This is a genomic window from Bartonella sp. AA168HLJHH, assembly GCF_042197365.1.
In the GTDB taxonomy this organism is placed as follows: Bacteria; Pseudomonadota; Alphaproteobacteria; order Rhizobiales; family Rhizobiaceae; genus Bartonella.
The window spans coordinates 1-15,683 of record NZ_JBHIRS010000003.1 but is presented as its reverse complement, the minus strand read 5'-3'; the positions used below and the strand labels follow the sequence as shown (position 1 = coordinate 15,683).

Sequence of the window (15,683 nt, the reverse complement as noted above, 5' to 3'; positions counted from 1 at the left end):
GAAGTAATTTATTTTGTTTTAAATAAGGTGTTACAAAATGGATAAAAGCTCTGATGCTTTTCGCACAATTAGCGAAGTAGCGGAATTATTGGAGCTTCCGCAGCATGTCTTAAGATTTTGGGAAACACGTTTTAGGCAGATTAAACCAATGAAACGTGGGGGAGGAAGGCGCTATTATCGTCCGGTCGATGTTGATTTGCTCAATGGTATTAAGCAGTTACTATATGATCAGGGTTATACGATAAAAGGTGTGCAACGCCTTTTGAAAGAAAATGGTGTTGCTTTTGTGACTGCATTGGGTAATGGTGATCTTGATGCTATGAATGTGGTCATAGAGAAGAAACATGCAGTACAAACTTCTGAAAATGCTAGCAATAAGCCTAAGAAATCTTCTTTTGGGCTTTTGAGTTTCATGAGGAATGAGGGAGAAACATCTGTCGGTTCTGTGAATCTTTACAAAGATAAAACTGATAAAGCATTGTTACAAGAAATTCTGTTTGAACTCATTGAATGTAAGCGTGTTCTTGATAGAGCACGATAATAATATTTTTTTATTTTATATGTGTTTCGTAGATATTTAGATGTTTTATGGATGTGCCCAGAATTTTATACGTTCAACGAGTAGTCATATATCGTATGTGTATATTTAACGAGTTTTTTATTTGGTAAAACATGAAGAAGAGAAAGAATAAACGCTGAGTTTTGCCATTTTTTTTGATTTGGCTTTATAAAAATTAAGGTAATATCTCATCAGTGTAGATTGCGGGATGTAGGATGCCATTAGCTTACCAATTCATGTGCTTGTTTTAAAGAGATGTTTCTTAAGGCTTCTTAATCTTATTTTACCATAATGCCTCGTGAATGATTAATGGTAAACTCGTTGAGTACCGCTATTTTTATACTTATGAAGGTTCAAGTCGGCATCATCATTATAATTATAGCCTGTTCTCAATGACTGCAACAATTCTTAGCACTTTAGGCGGTTCATTGTAGGCATTTTAAAAGTCTTTTCTCAATAATTTTTATCCACGCACTCATTCCGCTTGTTTCGTGCAAGAAAATGATTTTGATAGATTCAACATAAAAATATTAAAAATAAGAGAAGCCTATGATATTCGAAACCTTATTTAATATGAATAACGATATATTATCATTATAAATCAATATCTTGTCCTTTTTATAAGGGCTTATCTTACGAATAAGAAATATCATTGTTCAGCTAATTTTACATATTTTTTATTAATAAATATAATCTTGTTTTCAGTTTTCTTGCTTGATGTTTCTATAATTATTGTAATGATCTATCCATGATAATAGCAGAATTTTTTCATTATAAAGGTAAAAGATTAATGTTATTATTAATATTCAATTGTCTATGATTTTTGCATTTAAACAGCTCATAGCTTATATTCAACTTTTTCACCAATCCACCTTGTAGAGAAAGAGCACGTTATTCTTTCTGGTGACAGGTCATTGTGCATGAAACAAAAACACACTACAATATCAAATTATTTCATTTTGTACAAAACTGAAAATTTATAGTAAAAAATTAACGTATTACCATCTTCCGTGATATTATGCATTTATTACACGTTGCAAATCTGGAGGTGTTGCTTCATTTGAGAGTTGTTTAATCACATCTTCTACAGATAAAAGGGTTTGATTTGTACTTCCTAAGCGGCGCATATTTACGCTGTTTGTTTCAGCTTCACGTTTGCCACATACCAAAATTACGGGGACTTTTTGTAAAGAATGTTCTCGTATTTTATAGTTAATTTTTTCATTGCGGAGATCTATTGTTGCGGAAAGCCCAACAGCTTTAAGTTTTGCTGTTATTTTTTGGGCATATTCATTTGCTTCGGATGTAATTGTTGCAACAACAATTTGTTCAGGAGCAAGCCAAAGTGGCATATGTCCAGCAAAATTTTCAATTAATATACCAAGAAAACGCTCCATTGATCCCAAAATAGCACGGTGGATCATAACAGGTTGACGTTTTTCTGAATCTTTATCAATATAGAATGCACCAAAACGTTCAGGGAGATTAAAGTCTATTTGTGTTGTTCCACATTGCCATTCACGACCGATAGCATCCTTTAATGTATATTCAAATTTTGGACCATAAAATGCTCCTTCACCTGGAAGGATGCTTGTTTTGATTTGTCCTGCAAATTTTGTTTCAATCGTTTTAAGGACAGATTCCATGATACTTTCTGCATGATCCCATAATGCATCAGATCCAACTCGTTTTTCTGGACGGGTTGAAAGCTTAAGACTAATTTCTTTAAAACCAAAATCGGCATAAGTTGATAAAATAAGATCATTAATACTGAGACATTCATCGGCTAATTGTTCATCAGTACAAAAAATATGCGCATCATCTTGTGTAAAACCACGCACACGCATAAGACCATGTAAAGAGCCTGAAGGCTCATAACGATGAACAAGTCCAAATTCAGCAAGTCTAATAGGCAAATCACGATAAGATTTTAAACCATGTTTAAAAATTTGCACATGACCAGGGCAGTTCATTGGTTTAAGGGCATAAACATTCCCATGATCTGAATCTTCTTCTGCTGAAATTACTTTGAACATATTCTCCTTATACCAACCCCAATGGCCAGATATTTCCCAGAGTGACCTATCGAGAACTTGTGGTGCATTAACTTCAGCATATTGATGATCATCAAGGCGTCTACGCATATAGCTGATCAAATTTTGGAACATTTTCCAACCTTTTTTGTGCCAAAAAATCATTCCTGGCCCTTCTTCTTGAAAGTGAAATAAGTCCATTTCACGTCCCAAGCGGCGATGATCACGTTTTTCAGCTTCTTCTAGCATATGGAGGTAGGCTTTTAAGTCATTTTCATTTGCAAATGCTGTTCCATAAATTCTCGTGAGCATTGGATTATTGGCATCGCCACGCCAATAAGCTCCTGCAACTTTCATTAATTTGAAAGCATTCCCAATTTGCCCTGTAGATTGCATGTGCGGTCCGCGACAAAGATCAAACCACTCCCCTTGATAATAGATTTTTAAATCTTGATTTTCAGGAATGCTATCAATAAGTTCAACTTTATAAAATTCCTTTTTCTCAGAAAAAACTTTTCTTGCTTTTTCACGAGACCAAATTTCTTTTCTAAAAGGTTTATTGCGTTGGATAATTTCACGCATTTTCTTTTCAATGACGGTGAGATCATCTAATGTGAAAGGTTGTTGGCGTGCAAAATCATAATAGAATCCGTTCTCAATGACAGGACCTATTGTTACTTGCGTTTCAGGAAAGAGCTCTTGCACTGCTTCAGCAAGGACATGGGCGCAATCATGCCTTATGAGCTCAAGAGCGCGTGAATCTTCTCGGGTAATAATCTCTACTTGACCAGATTGTCCCAATGGATCCGATAAGTCTCGCGTGATACCATCAAGACTATAGGCGACTGCTTTTTTTGCAAGTGATTTAGAAATAGATTCTGCTAATTCCAAGCCTGTCATTTCGGCGGGGTAATTACGTTTTGAACCATCGGGAAAAAAAAGAGAAATAGAGCAAGACATAAAAAAACCCTCTTAATCCAATTCCGCTAACGATTGCGGATGGTTTCGTGAAAATTGAGTAAAAAGCTTATAGACTAATTTTTTATCAATACATGTGAAAAAAGAAAAGGATTATTTGTTGTGTTTGTCAGAAATTTTCCAGTAACGCCAAGGTTTATAAAAACAGCAAGAATTTCCAAGCGATGGAGGGACTGGATCAAAGCCATCTGTTCCAAAGGGCCCACAACGCATGATACGAAAGAGTCCCATCCATGCACCAGCCCAAAGCCCATGGCGTGCTATCGCTTCATATGTATATTCTGAACAAGTCGGAGCATGGCGGCACTGATTACCTATAAGGCTCGAAAGTGTTATTTGATAGAAACGTATTAAGAAAATACCCAATAATCGTCCGGGTGTTTTTTGCCAAGTGCCTGTGTAATTCCGAGTCAACTTTTTTTGTCTAGATTGTGATTTGAACATTTATTTTTCTTCAATTTTTTGAATGCAGTCTATCATTGCATCAAAGGGTAGTAGTGTTGCTGCATGGCGCACTTTATAGTCTTTAATGGGCTGTAAGCAAGAAAAATCCTCAAATGGAGCTTGAGGAGAAGGACCATTTTGCGTTAGCATTTGGTAGATAACTTCACGCAATATTTTAAGATCTTGAGTTGTTTGTCCGATGATATGAGATGCTAAAAGTGAAGCTGAAGCTTGCCCTAGCACACATGCATGTATTTCGTGAGCAAAATCGGTAATAATACCATTTTCCACTTTTAAATCTACAGTGATTGTCGAACCACAAAGGTGTGCATGTTTTCTTGATGTTGCATCAGGATTATTAAGACGTCCAATTTTGCCTATATGTGCAGCATATTTAAGTATTTTATCATTATAGATAGTATCAATCATGCGCTATTGCCTGAAATTTTGAAAGTCGTGATTGTTTAAACTTTTAATTCGCTTATATAGAGATTATACAAAATGAGATAGGTATGGAGCAAATGCTTTGTATAGAGTAAGCTTGGAGTTTTTGAATGCGTAATGTTGTTAAAGAAGACACAAATTTATCTGAAGAAAAGCGTCCGAGTATTGAAAAGGTGGAAGAAGCGATTCGTACATTACTCTTATGGATAGGGGAAAATCCAAATAGAGAAGGGCTTTTAGATACTCCAAAACGTATAGCCAAGGCATATCGCGAGCTTTTTAATGGTTATAGTCAATCGGTTAAAGAAACCTTAGGTACAGTTTTTGAAGAGGTTTCAGGATACAATGAAGCCGTAATCGTAAAGAATATAGCTTTTTATTCACACTGTGAGCATCACATGATCCCAATTATTGGGAAAGCACACATAGCATATCTTCCTAATGCAAAAATTGTTGGTCTTTCAAAAATTGTACGTGTTGTAGATATTTTTGCTCGTCGTTTACAAACTCAAGAAGCTATGACAGCGCAAGTGGCTCACGCGTTAAAAACGTATCTGAAGCCTCATGGTGTAGCAGTATTGATTGAGGCTGAGCACATGTGTATGGCTATGAGAGGAATCCAAAAACAGGGCTCTACAACAATTACAAAAAACTTTCATGGTTATTATGAAAAAGATCAAGCGGCACAAGCACATTTTATGATGATGGTTCAAAGGTCATAGTAAAGCCCATATTTCTCGTAATCTCTATTAAGTTATAAAGCATCCGGATAAAATAAATTATGAGAAAAAGAAAATTGGCTTGTACCTTTCTTTATGATTTGTTAAAGGCTAAAAACCAAGATTTTTTCTTTCCACGTGCGGTCGTGGCGGAATTGGTAGACGCGCAGCGTTGAGGTCGCTGTGGGGCAACCCGTGGAAGTTCGAGTCTTCTCGACCGCACCAGTTCGCAGTGAGTCTCTCCATAGTGAGATGAAGTTATGTTAGAGAGAGGGGATTTATAGGCATTATAGAAAAATCTTTTTGTATGTTATTTGTTGGTGTGTTGCCAATAATATTTCGTTTTTTATTACTTTATCTATGCATTTGAAATGTTATATTTTTATAAGGTGGGGTGAAGTTGCAGTGAGAAGTATAATGATTCTGAGATATTTAACACTTCTTATTTGTATTTCTTTATTATCAGCGTGTAGTGATTCACGTGCTGTACTTTGGCATGGGGTGCATGCAACACCTTCTATGACTGCCGTAGAAAGGGAAGTTGAAGGGAAACCAGTTTCTCCAAAAGCCATCGTTCCAGTGTATGTTGCAACGAGTCGTATGATGCAAAATAATTACGCTCAACCTTATGGTGCAGAGCGATCAAATAAAGTTCATTATAATCGTGTTGACGTAGGAATTCCTCAGCAACATGTAAAGGGAGTTGTTGAAATAAATGCCTATAAACCTACACATGATAAGTATTTTGCAGCAGTAGCATTGCAAAAATACGATAATAAAGAACAGTTTAAACAGCAATTAAATGCTGCTTTAGCAAAAAAGCCAAAAGGAAAAAGAGAAATTTTTCTTTTTATCCATGGGTATAATAATAATTTTGCAGATGGTACATTTCGTACAGCACAGTTTACACACGATTATTCTTTAAATGTTGTCGCTGTGCATTATTCTTGGCCTTCGGCCGGATCAGTTCCTCTTTATATTTATGATCGTGACAGTGCTAATTTTGCCCGTGACGGATTGATAGAGCTTTTAACACTTATTAGTGAAACCAATGCTGATCAAATTTCGGTTATTGCACATTCTATGGGCAATTTTGTTATAATGGAAGCATTTAGAACGTTAGCGTTACAGGGAAAATATAGGCCTATTCGTCGTATTACAAGTTTATTAATGGCTGCACCAGATATTGATGTTGATGTATTTGAGCGCCAACTTAATGATATAAAAAAACTTCCGCAGCCAACCGCTATTTTAGTATCCAGAGCAGATAAAGCTCTTGCGGTTTCAGGACGTCTTACGGGTGGACATCATCGTGTGGGCGATGGCTCAGATATTGAAATGTTGCGTAAAAATGGAATAGCTGTTCTTGATTTTTCTCATGTGGATGGGGGAGCACACAATGTCTTTGCATCTTCGCCAACGTTGATGGCTCTTTCTCGAGAAGGTTCTTTGGCTTCCACAATTATGCAAGGTACAGAATTGTCACCTAGTCAAGCCCTTCTTGCTGATGGTAGTAGTGTGTTGGAAAAAACAACACATCTTATCCTTTATACACCTGTACGTTTTCTCTCTCCACGGATTCCACGTTGATCGTGAAAAGAGAGAAGGGGCTCCATCGAATAATGTATTGGAGGTAATATTTTTTAGCACTTTCTTTAGAATGGTCTTGTAAAATGAAAAATAAATAGCGGGATGAATGTAAAAAACAGTCATTAGGTGAGTTTGTGATGATTGCACGGAAACGCTATGTTAATACGCCTACAGTTGTTGATTATTTGTCTCATTCCGCAATTAAGTTATTAGACATTCATGCTATGCTTGTGAAGGTGAGAAAAGGTGATATGGGGGAAAAACCAAATTTATTGCGTCAAATTGATTCTACAAAAAAACAGTTAGATGAGATAAGCCATGCTCTTATTTTAGAATATCGTAAACGCCAAGAAAATGAGCGTTTTTTAAAACAAATTCTGCTATCCATTTCTGATCAACTTTTTGCACTTAATAATGGTTTTAAGGAAACAGGACGTCTTTTTTTTCAAGAAGTTAGAATACTTCAATCTCAGATGCAATGTTTATATGAGGGAAAGGAGAGGCTGCATTTGTTGAATAGCCAAGAATCTTTTTGTTCTCCGTCAAAGATTGATGAAGTCATTAAACAGTTACAAAAAGCACGAGAAAAGCTTATTCTTGAAAGCCCACATCTCTTTGAAAAAAGCACAAAAGCTAAACAATAAAAGTTCTTTAGTTGAGTAGATAGATAATTTGAATTTTACAGCAAAAACGCTGTTAGATAGAAGGCTATAACCTTTTGAAAGAAAAGAATTTGCTTTAATAAATGAAACACATGCCTTATATCTTTGCTAAAGTTAAGGCTGATTAATTAGGTGGCTTTATTGAAAAAAATGTTTGTGGAAAGAATTTTACAAAAAACTTTCTGATTCTTTTAATAATAGCCCGCCGGATAATTTTACCAATGTCATGAAGTTGTTAGTATATTCATTAGGCAAATAAAAAGCAAGTAAAATAAAATAGTTATGTCTAATATAAGGGAAAAGGTGAATCTTGATTCTATTGAGTTTTTTGCCTCTATCCCTCATCTTTTTGAAGCTTTTTTATCGCCTCTATAGCTAACCTTTTGCGATCTGCGCTCTTTGTGTAAAGAGATGCCATAGCATCATTTGTCCAGCCAAAAATTGCTTTGAGTTGTGATACTATTGCACCAGAGTTAGCTGCGCGTGTTGCTGCTAATTTTTTTAAGCCATGTGCTGATTTTTTGATTTCTGCTACTTTACAAGTCTCTCGAAAAAGGTTGCCAAAACTTTCTTTAACTAGTTTTTTACCTTCTTTACCACAAATGAATGTTTCTACTCCAATAGGACCAGCTTCAAGCGTTTTGGCTAATTCCGGTAAAATAGGAAGAAAAACATCTGTTTGGAATTTACTTTTCTCTGTTTTGAGATGAATAATATTGTCTTTGACATCTTTCCAGCCAATGCGAACCGCATCACCACGACGTAAGCCCGTATACAGAAGAATATCAATCCAAACGCGTTCATGGGTACCATGGGACCATCTTTGATAATATTTCTCAACATCTTCTTCTGTCCAAACAGGAAAGCCGCTTTTATTTTTAAGAGGAGGTTTTTTGACGCCTAAAGTTGGATTATTTTCCAAAAGACCTTGATCAATTGCCCAATTAAAAAGTCCATTAAGGGCTTTCAGAAAGTTTCTAGCTATTGCTGGTGTATCTTTGCGCCGTTCAACACCGGCTATGATATGTTTCTTTTCAATTGCTTGGTATGGAATATTTCCTATGGAGTCGCATATCTTCATAAGAATGTATTCTTTTTGTTTCTTTGTAGTATTAGAGTAGCTATGCCAATTAGAGCTGTTAAAGTATTGTTTAAGCAGCCATGCAAATGAACCTTCAACAAGTTTACCAGTTTTTGATTTAGGAAGTATAAGCCCTTGTAACTCGGCAAGTGCGCTTTTGTAGTTATCAACAAACTCTTGCGTTCCATAGGTACCGCGTATTCTAATGCGTGGTCCATGACCAATACGTACATACCATACAATTTTGCCATGTTGAGTAATTTGTTTGATAGCCATAAAAGCGTTTATAGGCTCTGTAATTCAAATGAGTGATTAAAGATCATACGCAACATTTACGTTCCTTTTGATAAGTTTTATATCTCTCATAAAGCACTTGCAATATGATACGTTTTGTATATATGCACTGATTACTCCATTGTGGATGATTCATTTTAATCAATAAGAATCGCTATTTGAAAGCCGCGTCATATCACTTGGCGCGGCTTTTTTTTATTTTACTCTCTCTTTTATGATATGTTTATAGCAATGCGTTTTATATGCGTTTATACACCATAAAAAAGGCACGCCCCCCATATCTATTTTTATTCTGTTTTATCAGTTATATTGACAACATTATCGTTTTCATAAACCTTACATTTTTTTGGAACGACACTTACTTTACTTTGACTGTTTAATTTTGCATTGCCATAGGCTTTACCCCAGACCTTGGCATGATAGGAAACCTTGGCATTGCCATAAACCCTAGCATTTTCATAAACGTGACCATTTTTAAACACAAGAGCCTCATCATAGTCCCAGCAATTGCACTCATGAGAGAGGTTATCTTCCTTTTCAATAAAGCCGCCTAAGGTACCTGCTTTGATATCAGCAAAATCTTTTAATGCTTTAATAATGAATTCAATTAAATCCATTTAGAATAAATAGCGAGTATCAGAAGAGGTAAAGTCATTCAAAAGCGGATAAATTTTTTCAAAAAGTTTTTTAAATGCTGTTTATCCACAGCCTATGAGAGAGATCAGATCAGCAAAATAGTGAAATCTGCTATTCGTTTTATGAAAAAAAGACAAATGCACTATGTGCTTTAAAATATCAGAATGAGTATTTTGATGCATTTTATAGATAGGTTTTGAAGGTTTCTCACACCCTCAAAATACCTTCAAAAATATACCGCGGGTTGTATTTATAGGTTGTGTTTTAATATAGATTGTATCTCTAAAATGCTAATATATTGAAATATAATGATTTTTATTTTTCGATTGAAAAAAAATATATAAAGGGGGGTAAAAAGAACCCTCAAAATACTCAAAACCCCTAAAACTCATAGATGAGGCGTCTTTTGAAGGTTCACTCTATGAATGCAAGCGGATATGGTTGAGCAAATTTATCCTTTATATTTATGGGGATATTGATGTATTAACCATTGACGGGCTAAACAGTTTTGTTTAGAGGTTTCTTTATATAAATGTGGGGGAGAGATCTTCAGCAGTTAAAATAAAGCAGTTTTTGGGTGTCACTTTTTTGGTCACAGAGGCATGTGCTTTTGTTAAAAGTGTTATAGGGCAGTGGCTGTTTTGAGTGGGTTTATTAGCGGTTCCATGAAGTTCTTTTAAAGAGTGCTTCATGAATAGTGCAAAGCGGGGGCAATCTGTATTGTTTTCTGTATTTTTACGCCAAAGTTCTCTTTTGAGAATTTTTCGTGCCATTTTTGTTTTCTTTGGCTTGTTTACAGGTGTAAATGTTTATGCGCGCTCCTCAGCTATTTTTCATTCCCCAACAGATAATTTTTCTCGTAGGTATTCAGAAAAGCAGCAATTAGAAAGAATTGAGAAATTACGGTCTTTAACGCCTAAAAGGATAAAGACGCCTTCAGAGCAAAATCCAGAAACGCTTTTGGGTGGGAAGCAATGTTTTCCAATTCATGCTGTTGTTGTTGAGGGAGTGCATCATGTCAAAAAGCGCTCTATATCAGCCGTAACAGAGCCTTATGTTGGAAGATGTATCGGTCTTGTCGATATTCAGCTCTTAATCAAGAAGTTAACCAAAGTTTATTTGGATCAAGGCTATGTAACGGCGCGTTTTTACATTCCTGATCAAGATATCAAAAACAGCAAGACGCTCAAATTTGTTGTCATTGAGGGCAAGCTTTCAGAGATTTACTATAATGGTTCACCGGCATCTCGTTATAATAATGTTGTATGGAGTGCTTTTCCTGGGCTTCAAGGTCATGTTCTGAACATGCGCGATATTGAACAGGGGCTTGATCAGATCAACCGTTTGAGTTCAGCACACGCTCAAAGCGAACTTCTTCCAGGGCGTGAAGAAGGGAGCACCATTGTCAATATTAACAATCATCCCGATAAAACGTTCAAGGTTACTGTTTCTCATGACAATATGGGACAATCTTCCACGGGTTATGCGCGTTATAGTGCGGGCTTGAGGGTAGAAAATATTTTAGGGATGAATGATGCGTGGGATTTTAACTATCAACGCAGTGAGCCCGATTATTGGGGTGGGAGCAAGCAAGAAGGACATAGCAATAACATTTCAGCGAGTGTGAGTATTCCATATGGTTATTGGACCTTTGGATTGAATGGCACTGTTTATAATTACCAAAGCATAATCCCTGGCAATTTTACCGATATTGAGACGACGGGGGATTCCAGTGAGTTGCACGCCAGTACAAGCAGGGTTCTTTACCGTGATAGTGTTTCCCTTACAACCTTGAATTTGGGTCTTTCTTATAAAAGAACCAACAATTACCTTCTTGGCAATAAGATTGAAGTGGGCAGCCGTCAATATAGCGTCGCCAATTTTGGCATTTCGCATTCGCGCCAGATGTTGGGTGGGACATGGACCTTTGATGTGAGTTATTTGCAAGGTCTTCCCTTGTTTCATTCAGTAAAGAAACATGCGCCAGGAGCAGGGGATGCGGAGCCACAATTTGCTAAATTTACCGGTACGCTTAGTGTCATGACGCCTTTTAAGGTAGGGGGCTTGGATTTTATACTAAGCAATCTTTTGAGTGGTCAATATTCACCACATAATTTATTGGGTGCGGAGCAGATTTCGTTGGGGGGTGCTTCCAATGTTCGTGGCACGCGTGAGAGTTTGCTTTTTGGCAATAACGGTTTTTTTAGCCGGAATGATTTGTTGCTACGCACCATTCCGTGGAGCAATCACGCGACCTTCAAAAAGGTTTTTGGAGAACTTCGCCCTTATGTTGGTTTGGATTATGGGCGTGTTTTTGCACAACCCTTGTATGGGATTAAGAATGATCAGCTTGCCGGTTGGACAGCAGGTGTCAAGCTTGCGGGAGGCATGGTCTCTCTTGATGCCAGTTATTCCAGTATTTTTTGGAGCACAGTTAAGCACAAAAAATCAGGAACATTTTTTATGACATTAACAATGGAACTTTAAGCATTTTTTATTGGGGAGTTAACGTATGAGATATGAAAAGAGAGCAGAAAGAGCAGCTTTATTAGGTGTTTTAGTCTCCAGTACGATGCTCAAAAAGGTTTTATTTGGGGGACTTGGTTTTTCTTGTTTGTTAGCCCCTTCAGCGTTACAGGCGCAAATTACTGTGGATCCTAACGCGAATGCCGCCCATCGTCCAGATATAGTGGCAGCGCCCAATGGGGTTCCCTCGATTGATATTGTTACCCCCAATGGCAAGGGCTTATCGCACAATAAATATAACGATTTTAATATTGGCAATGCAGGTGTTATTTGGAACAATCATGCGCAAGAAGTGGGACAATCGCAGTTGGGTGGCATTATGCCTGGCAATCCGCATTTGCGCACTTCTGGTTCAGCGAAAGTGATTTTAAATGAAGTGACCAGCAGCAAGCGCAGTGCCTTGAATGGTCCAGGAGAGGTTTTTGGGCATCAAGCTGATGTGATTATAGCCAATCCCAACGGCATAAGCTGTAATGGTTGTGGCTTTATCAATACGCCCCATGCGACCTTAACCACGGGTGTACCCGAAATTGATGCGAGTGGTTTTCTGAAAGGTTTTCAGGTGCGAGGAGGGGATATCACCTTTGGCGCTAAGGGAGCCAATTTTTTTTCTGGCAAGGGTTCGGTTGATATTGTCGATATTGTCTCACGCACAGTGCATTTTGAAGGAGCGGTTGCGGGCAGAGAGATTGGAGTAACAGCAGGCACGGGTCACTTTGATTATGCTTTGCGGGAAATGAAAGAACTGACCGATATTACCGGTAAACCGGAATATGCGATAGATGGTTCTGCTTTTGGGGCTCTCCAGGCGGATCAGATTAAACTTGTGGCAACAGAACAAGGAGTTGGGGTTCGCATGCGCCATGATATGGCAGCGAATGCGGGGCAGTTGCATCTTTCTGCTGACGGAAAAATCTCGTTGAAGAATGTTTTTGGTCATGGGGGTGTTGTTCTTCAATCAAAAAGCGATACCCTTCATGCAGAGAACATTACATCCAAAAAGCATATTGCGATTGCAGCAAAAAAAGGTGTCATGTTAGAAACGGTTGGCGCGGAAGGTCATTTGAGCGTAGATGCCCAGGATGGGCTTTTATCAATTGCCGGAAAAGCTACCTCGGGGGGCAATTTGGAGCTTTCTTCGCACCATGCTCTTCAAGTTTCAGGGCTAGGCGCAGGCGCTGATGTAACACTTGAAACAGATGGAGCGCTTAATATTGGTGGCACTGTTTTAGCTGGGGGCAATCTCAGGGCGCATGCCGGTGGTGATATACAAGCCCATTTTTTAGCTGGTGGGGTTGATATGGCAGCCACGCAAGCAGCTGGCAGCCTTGTTCTTGGCACAAAAGGGGATGTTGATCTCCAGAGCAGTCAAGGTGCGATTTTTGCTGAAAGTATTTATGGGGCAGGAGATATCACCCTGGTTTCTCATAATGGGCTCTCTGTTTCCCAAACAATTCTGTCGCATCACAATGTTGCCATTCATGTTGACCCCCATGCCGGCATTCATTTTGGGCAAGTTTTAGCCTATGGCAGAGCAGACATTCATGGTGGGGCGGTTGATTTTTCTTCTTTGATGACGGGTGATGATGCCGTTTTAAAGGTGGGAAGTCTTGATGCAGGCACACTGATGACAGGTTTAGATTTTGTTCACTCTCAGGTGAGCCCTTCAAACCCTACAGGTGCTCTTGTTTTTCATGATAAAGGTTCCCTTTTTGCTACAGCGCAAGAGGGTATAAAGGTTGGGCATATTATCAGTGGTGGCAATATTGAACTTTTTGCTGGCAACGACATTTATTATGATCAGGTCATTGGCTATGGCAGTGCAACCCTGACCTCGGTATCAGGAGGGATCAGCGTTGAGAATGTGCTGTCTGCTACGGGGGATGTGAGATTGACAGCAAACACACTGGATTTGAGCAATGATCGTTCTCATATTTACACGCCGCAAACGCTATATTTAACTGCGGATCATATTTATGTCTCGGGCAGCACGCTGATTTATGGTGGTTTAGATTTTCAAAGCACCAATGTTCTTGATATTCACCATGCACGGCTACAAGCCATTACCGATGAAGGAGGGACTGGAGATATTCTTTTTGTTGCTCCAGGCGTTATGGTGGATCAGTTCACATCGGTTTTAGCAGCACGAGATTTTATCATCAAAACCGGGGAGCTTGAAAATAGCGGTCAATTGGCAGCGGGTCATGATTTAGCTTTTAGCGTGACGGGCGATGTGACCAACAGCAAAACGGGTTTAATTTATGTAAAGGGCAATGGTGCTTTACAAGTTGATGGGGCTTTGCTCAATGATTTTGGCGCTATTATGGCAGAAGGCAATTTATTTTTCACCAATGCAGCTGGTACTGGAAAAAGCCTTTCGCTTGTGAATAAAGCGGGCTTTATTCAAGCCGGTGGAAACTTAAATATCCAAACCAACACCTTGAAAAACGAAGCCGATAGCACGCCTGTCATCACAGAAAAAACGGAATATAGCGATATTTCTTTCCAAAGACCAAAGGGTTCTGATCAACTCAGTGATGGGATGTTATATCAAGATGGTCCCAACCTTTGGGGAAAGGGTCACTTTGAGGATAGAACAATAGTTATTGCACACCAGTATATACCTAGGGAAGTATTTGTATTTGATAAAAAGCTTTGGGCTAACAAAGAGGGAACCTATGGCACGGCAACTTTGGAAGATGGAGCATTTTATAGGGCATTTACTTGGAAATATGATAAAACAAAAAGTAATATAAGACGGTATCAATGGAATAATCAGTCACATATGACAGAAGAAACTGTCACGCAGGGGTTTTCGCATAAGCCCACCATTCAGGGGATGATACAATCTCACGGCAATCTCATCATTAACGCCGATAACATTGACAACCATTATAGTCTTATAGAAGCAGGGGGAAATGCCTATATCCACGCCAATGTGCTCACCAATTTGGGTGCAACAACTTATAAAAACACCTATATGGGTTGTAACGCAAATACAGACAATTGTTATGGCTATAAAGCTGATGGAAGCCGCGATGTTTCTTTAGATATAGCCAATGGCAAGGATCGCCAGATTGGTTCAGAAGCTTTGGAGAGCGTTCCTGGTCTTGTCCAAGCGGGCGGCACTTTAAATCTGGTGGTCGATCAACTCAATAACACGGCAGCGGAAGGTTCGATTACAGGGGATGCGCATTTTGAAGCAAAAACCGTTGAAGGCAATCCGCTGGAGTCCTTAAGCGGTTTAACCGGGGCTGGCGCTCTCTTTATACCAAAAGTGGATCTCAATAATACAGGGGAACTTTCTGAGGGGCTCCCTTTACCAAAGCCCCAATCGGGTGGGGTTGGGGGCACGCTGCCCAATCAAAATTTCATTTATGAAACTAGAGCAGAATTTCTTGATGTTGGCAAGTTTTATGGCTCAGCCTATTATTTGAACAGAATTGGCTACAATCCTGACAGAGAGATTTTTTTCTTAGGCGATGCTTATTTCGAAAAGCAGCTGATTGAGAAACAAATGCGTGATCTGGTCGGTCAAGGTTTGGGCAAAGGTTCCTTTATTCCTGGAAGTGATGCCATTGAACAAGTCAAAACTTTGCTGGATGGTGGGGCAGACTATGCAGAAGCCCACAATCTTCCCTTTGGTGAGGCTTTGAGTGAAGAACAATTGGCGTCCCTAGAAGCCCCAATGGTGATTTATGTGCGCCAACAGGTCAA

The 15,683-nt window shown here is 38.6% G+C and carries 10 protein-coding genes, 1 tRNA gene and 1 pseudogene; 7 read left to right on the top strand and 5 right to left on the bottom strand.

Annotation, left to right across the window (positions count from 1 at the left end; all coding sequences use genetic code 11):
• Positions 1 to 37 precede the first annotated feature (37 nt).
• Positions 38 to 541, top strand: coding sequence for a MerR family transcriptional regulator (locus ACFINM_RS03115; RefSeq protein WP_375621298.1), 504 nt, complete (start codon positions 38 to 40; stop codon positions 539 to 541).
• Positions 542 to 1,575: 1,034 nt separating this feature from the next.
• Here ACFINM_RS03115 and thrS read toward each other — a convergent pair.
• The 3 genes from thrS to ACFINM_RS03100 all read right to left on the bottom strand — a co-directional run bounded on the left by thrS (position 1,576) and on the right by ACFINM_RS03100 (position 4,443).
• Positions 1,576 to 3,552, bottom strand: coding sequence for a threonine--tRNA ligase (thrS, locus tag ACFINM_RS03110; protein ID WP_375640371.1), 1,977 nt, complete (start codon positions 3,550 to 3,552; stop codon positions 1,576 to 1,578).
• Positions 3,553 to 3,663: 111 nt separating this feature from the next.
• The gene (gene yidD, locus ACFINM_RS03105; RefSeq protein ID WP_375607118.1) at positions 3,664 to 4,014 is read right to left on the bottom strand and encodes a membrane protein insertion efficiency factor YidD; all 351 of its coding nucleotides are present in this window, start codon (positions 4,012 to 4,014) and stop codon (positions 3,664 to 3,666) included.
• Positions 4,015 to 4,443 carry an iron-sulfur cluster assembly scaffold protein gene (locus tag ACFINM_RS03100; protein WP_375621296.1) on the bottom strand — a complete coding sequence of 143 codons (429 nt, stop codon included), beginning with the start codon at positions 4,441 to 4,443 and terminating at the stop codon, positions 4,015 to 4,017.
• 125 nt (positions 4,444 to 4,568) lie between these two features.
• Here ACFINM_RS03100 and folE point away from each other — a divergent pair, with 125 nt between their 5' ends.
• From folE to ACFINM_RS03080, 4 genes are all read left to right on the top strand, one after another.
• Entirely contained in the window at positions 4,569 to 5,180 is a 612-nt protein-coding gene (gene folE, locus ACFINM_RS03095) for a GTP cyclohydrolase I FolE (protein ID WP_375640367.1), read from the top strand.
• Positions 5,181 to 5,317: 137 nt separating this feature from the next.
• Positions 5,318 to 5,402: transfer RNA gene (locus ACFINM_RS03090), tRNA-Leu, on the top strand.
• A gap of 192 nt (positions 5,403 to 5,594) precedes the next feature.
• Positions 5,595 to 6,767 (top strand): alpha/beta hydrolase, encoded by a 1,173-nt coding sequence (locus ACFINM_RS03085; RefSeq protein ID WP_375607121.1) that lies wholly within the window; start codon positions 5,595 to 5,597, stop codon positions 6,765 to 6,767.
• Positions 6,768 to 6,904: 137 nt separating this feature from the next.
• Positions 6,905 to 7,411, top strand: a complete 507-nt coding sequence (locus ACFINM_RS03080) for a hypothetical protein (RefSeq protein ID WP_015856440.1) — start codon at positions 6,905 to 6,907, stop codon at positions 7,409 to 7,411.
• Between the two features lie 352 nt (positions 7,412 to 7,763).
• On the opposite strand, the gene ACFINM_RS03075 is transcribed toward ACFINM_RS03080, so the two are convergent.
• Both ACFINM_RS03075 and ACFINM_RS03070 read right to left on the bottom strand, forming a co-directional pair.
• Positions 7,764 to 8,786 carry a tyrosine-type recombinase/integrase gene (locus tag ACFINM_RS03075; protein WP_375640362.1) on the bottom strand — a complete coding sequence of 341 codons (1,023 nt, stop codon included), beginning with the start codon at positions 8,784 to 8,786 and terminating at the stop codon, positions 7,764 to 7,766.
• 326 nt (positions 8,787 to 9,112) lie between these two features.
• Positions 9,113 to 9,421, bottom strand: a pseudogene (locus ACFINM_RS03070) (hypothetical protein); the annotation flags it as partial.
• Positions 9,422 to 10,130: 709 nt separating this feature from the next.
• Here ACFINM_RS03070 and ACFINM_RS03065 point away from each other — a divergent pair.
• Positions 10,131 to 11,927, top strand: coding sequence for a ShlB/FhaC/HecB family hemolysin secretion/activation protein (locus tag ACFINM_RS03065; RefSeq protein ID WP_375640358.1), 1,797 nt, complete (start codon positions 10,131 to 10,133; stop codon positions 11,925 to 11,927).
• Positions 11,928 to 11,952: 25 nt separating this feature from the next.
• A partial coding sequence (locus ACFINM_RS03060; RefSeq protein ID WP_375640354.1) for a filamentous hemagglutinin N-terminal domain-containing protein occupies positions 11,953 to 15,683 on the top strand: 3,731 nt, incomplete at its 3' end.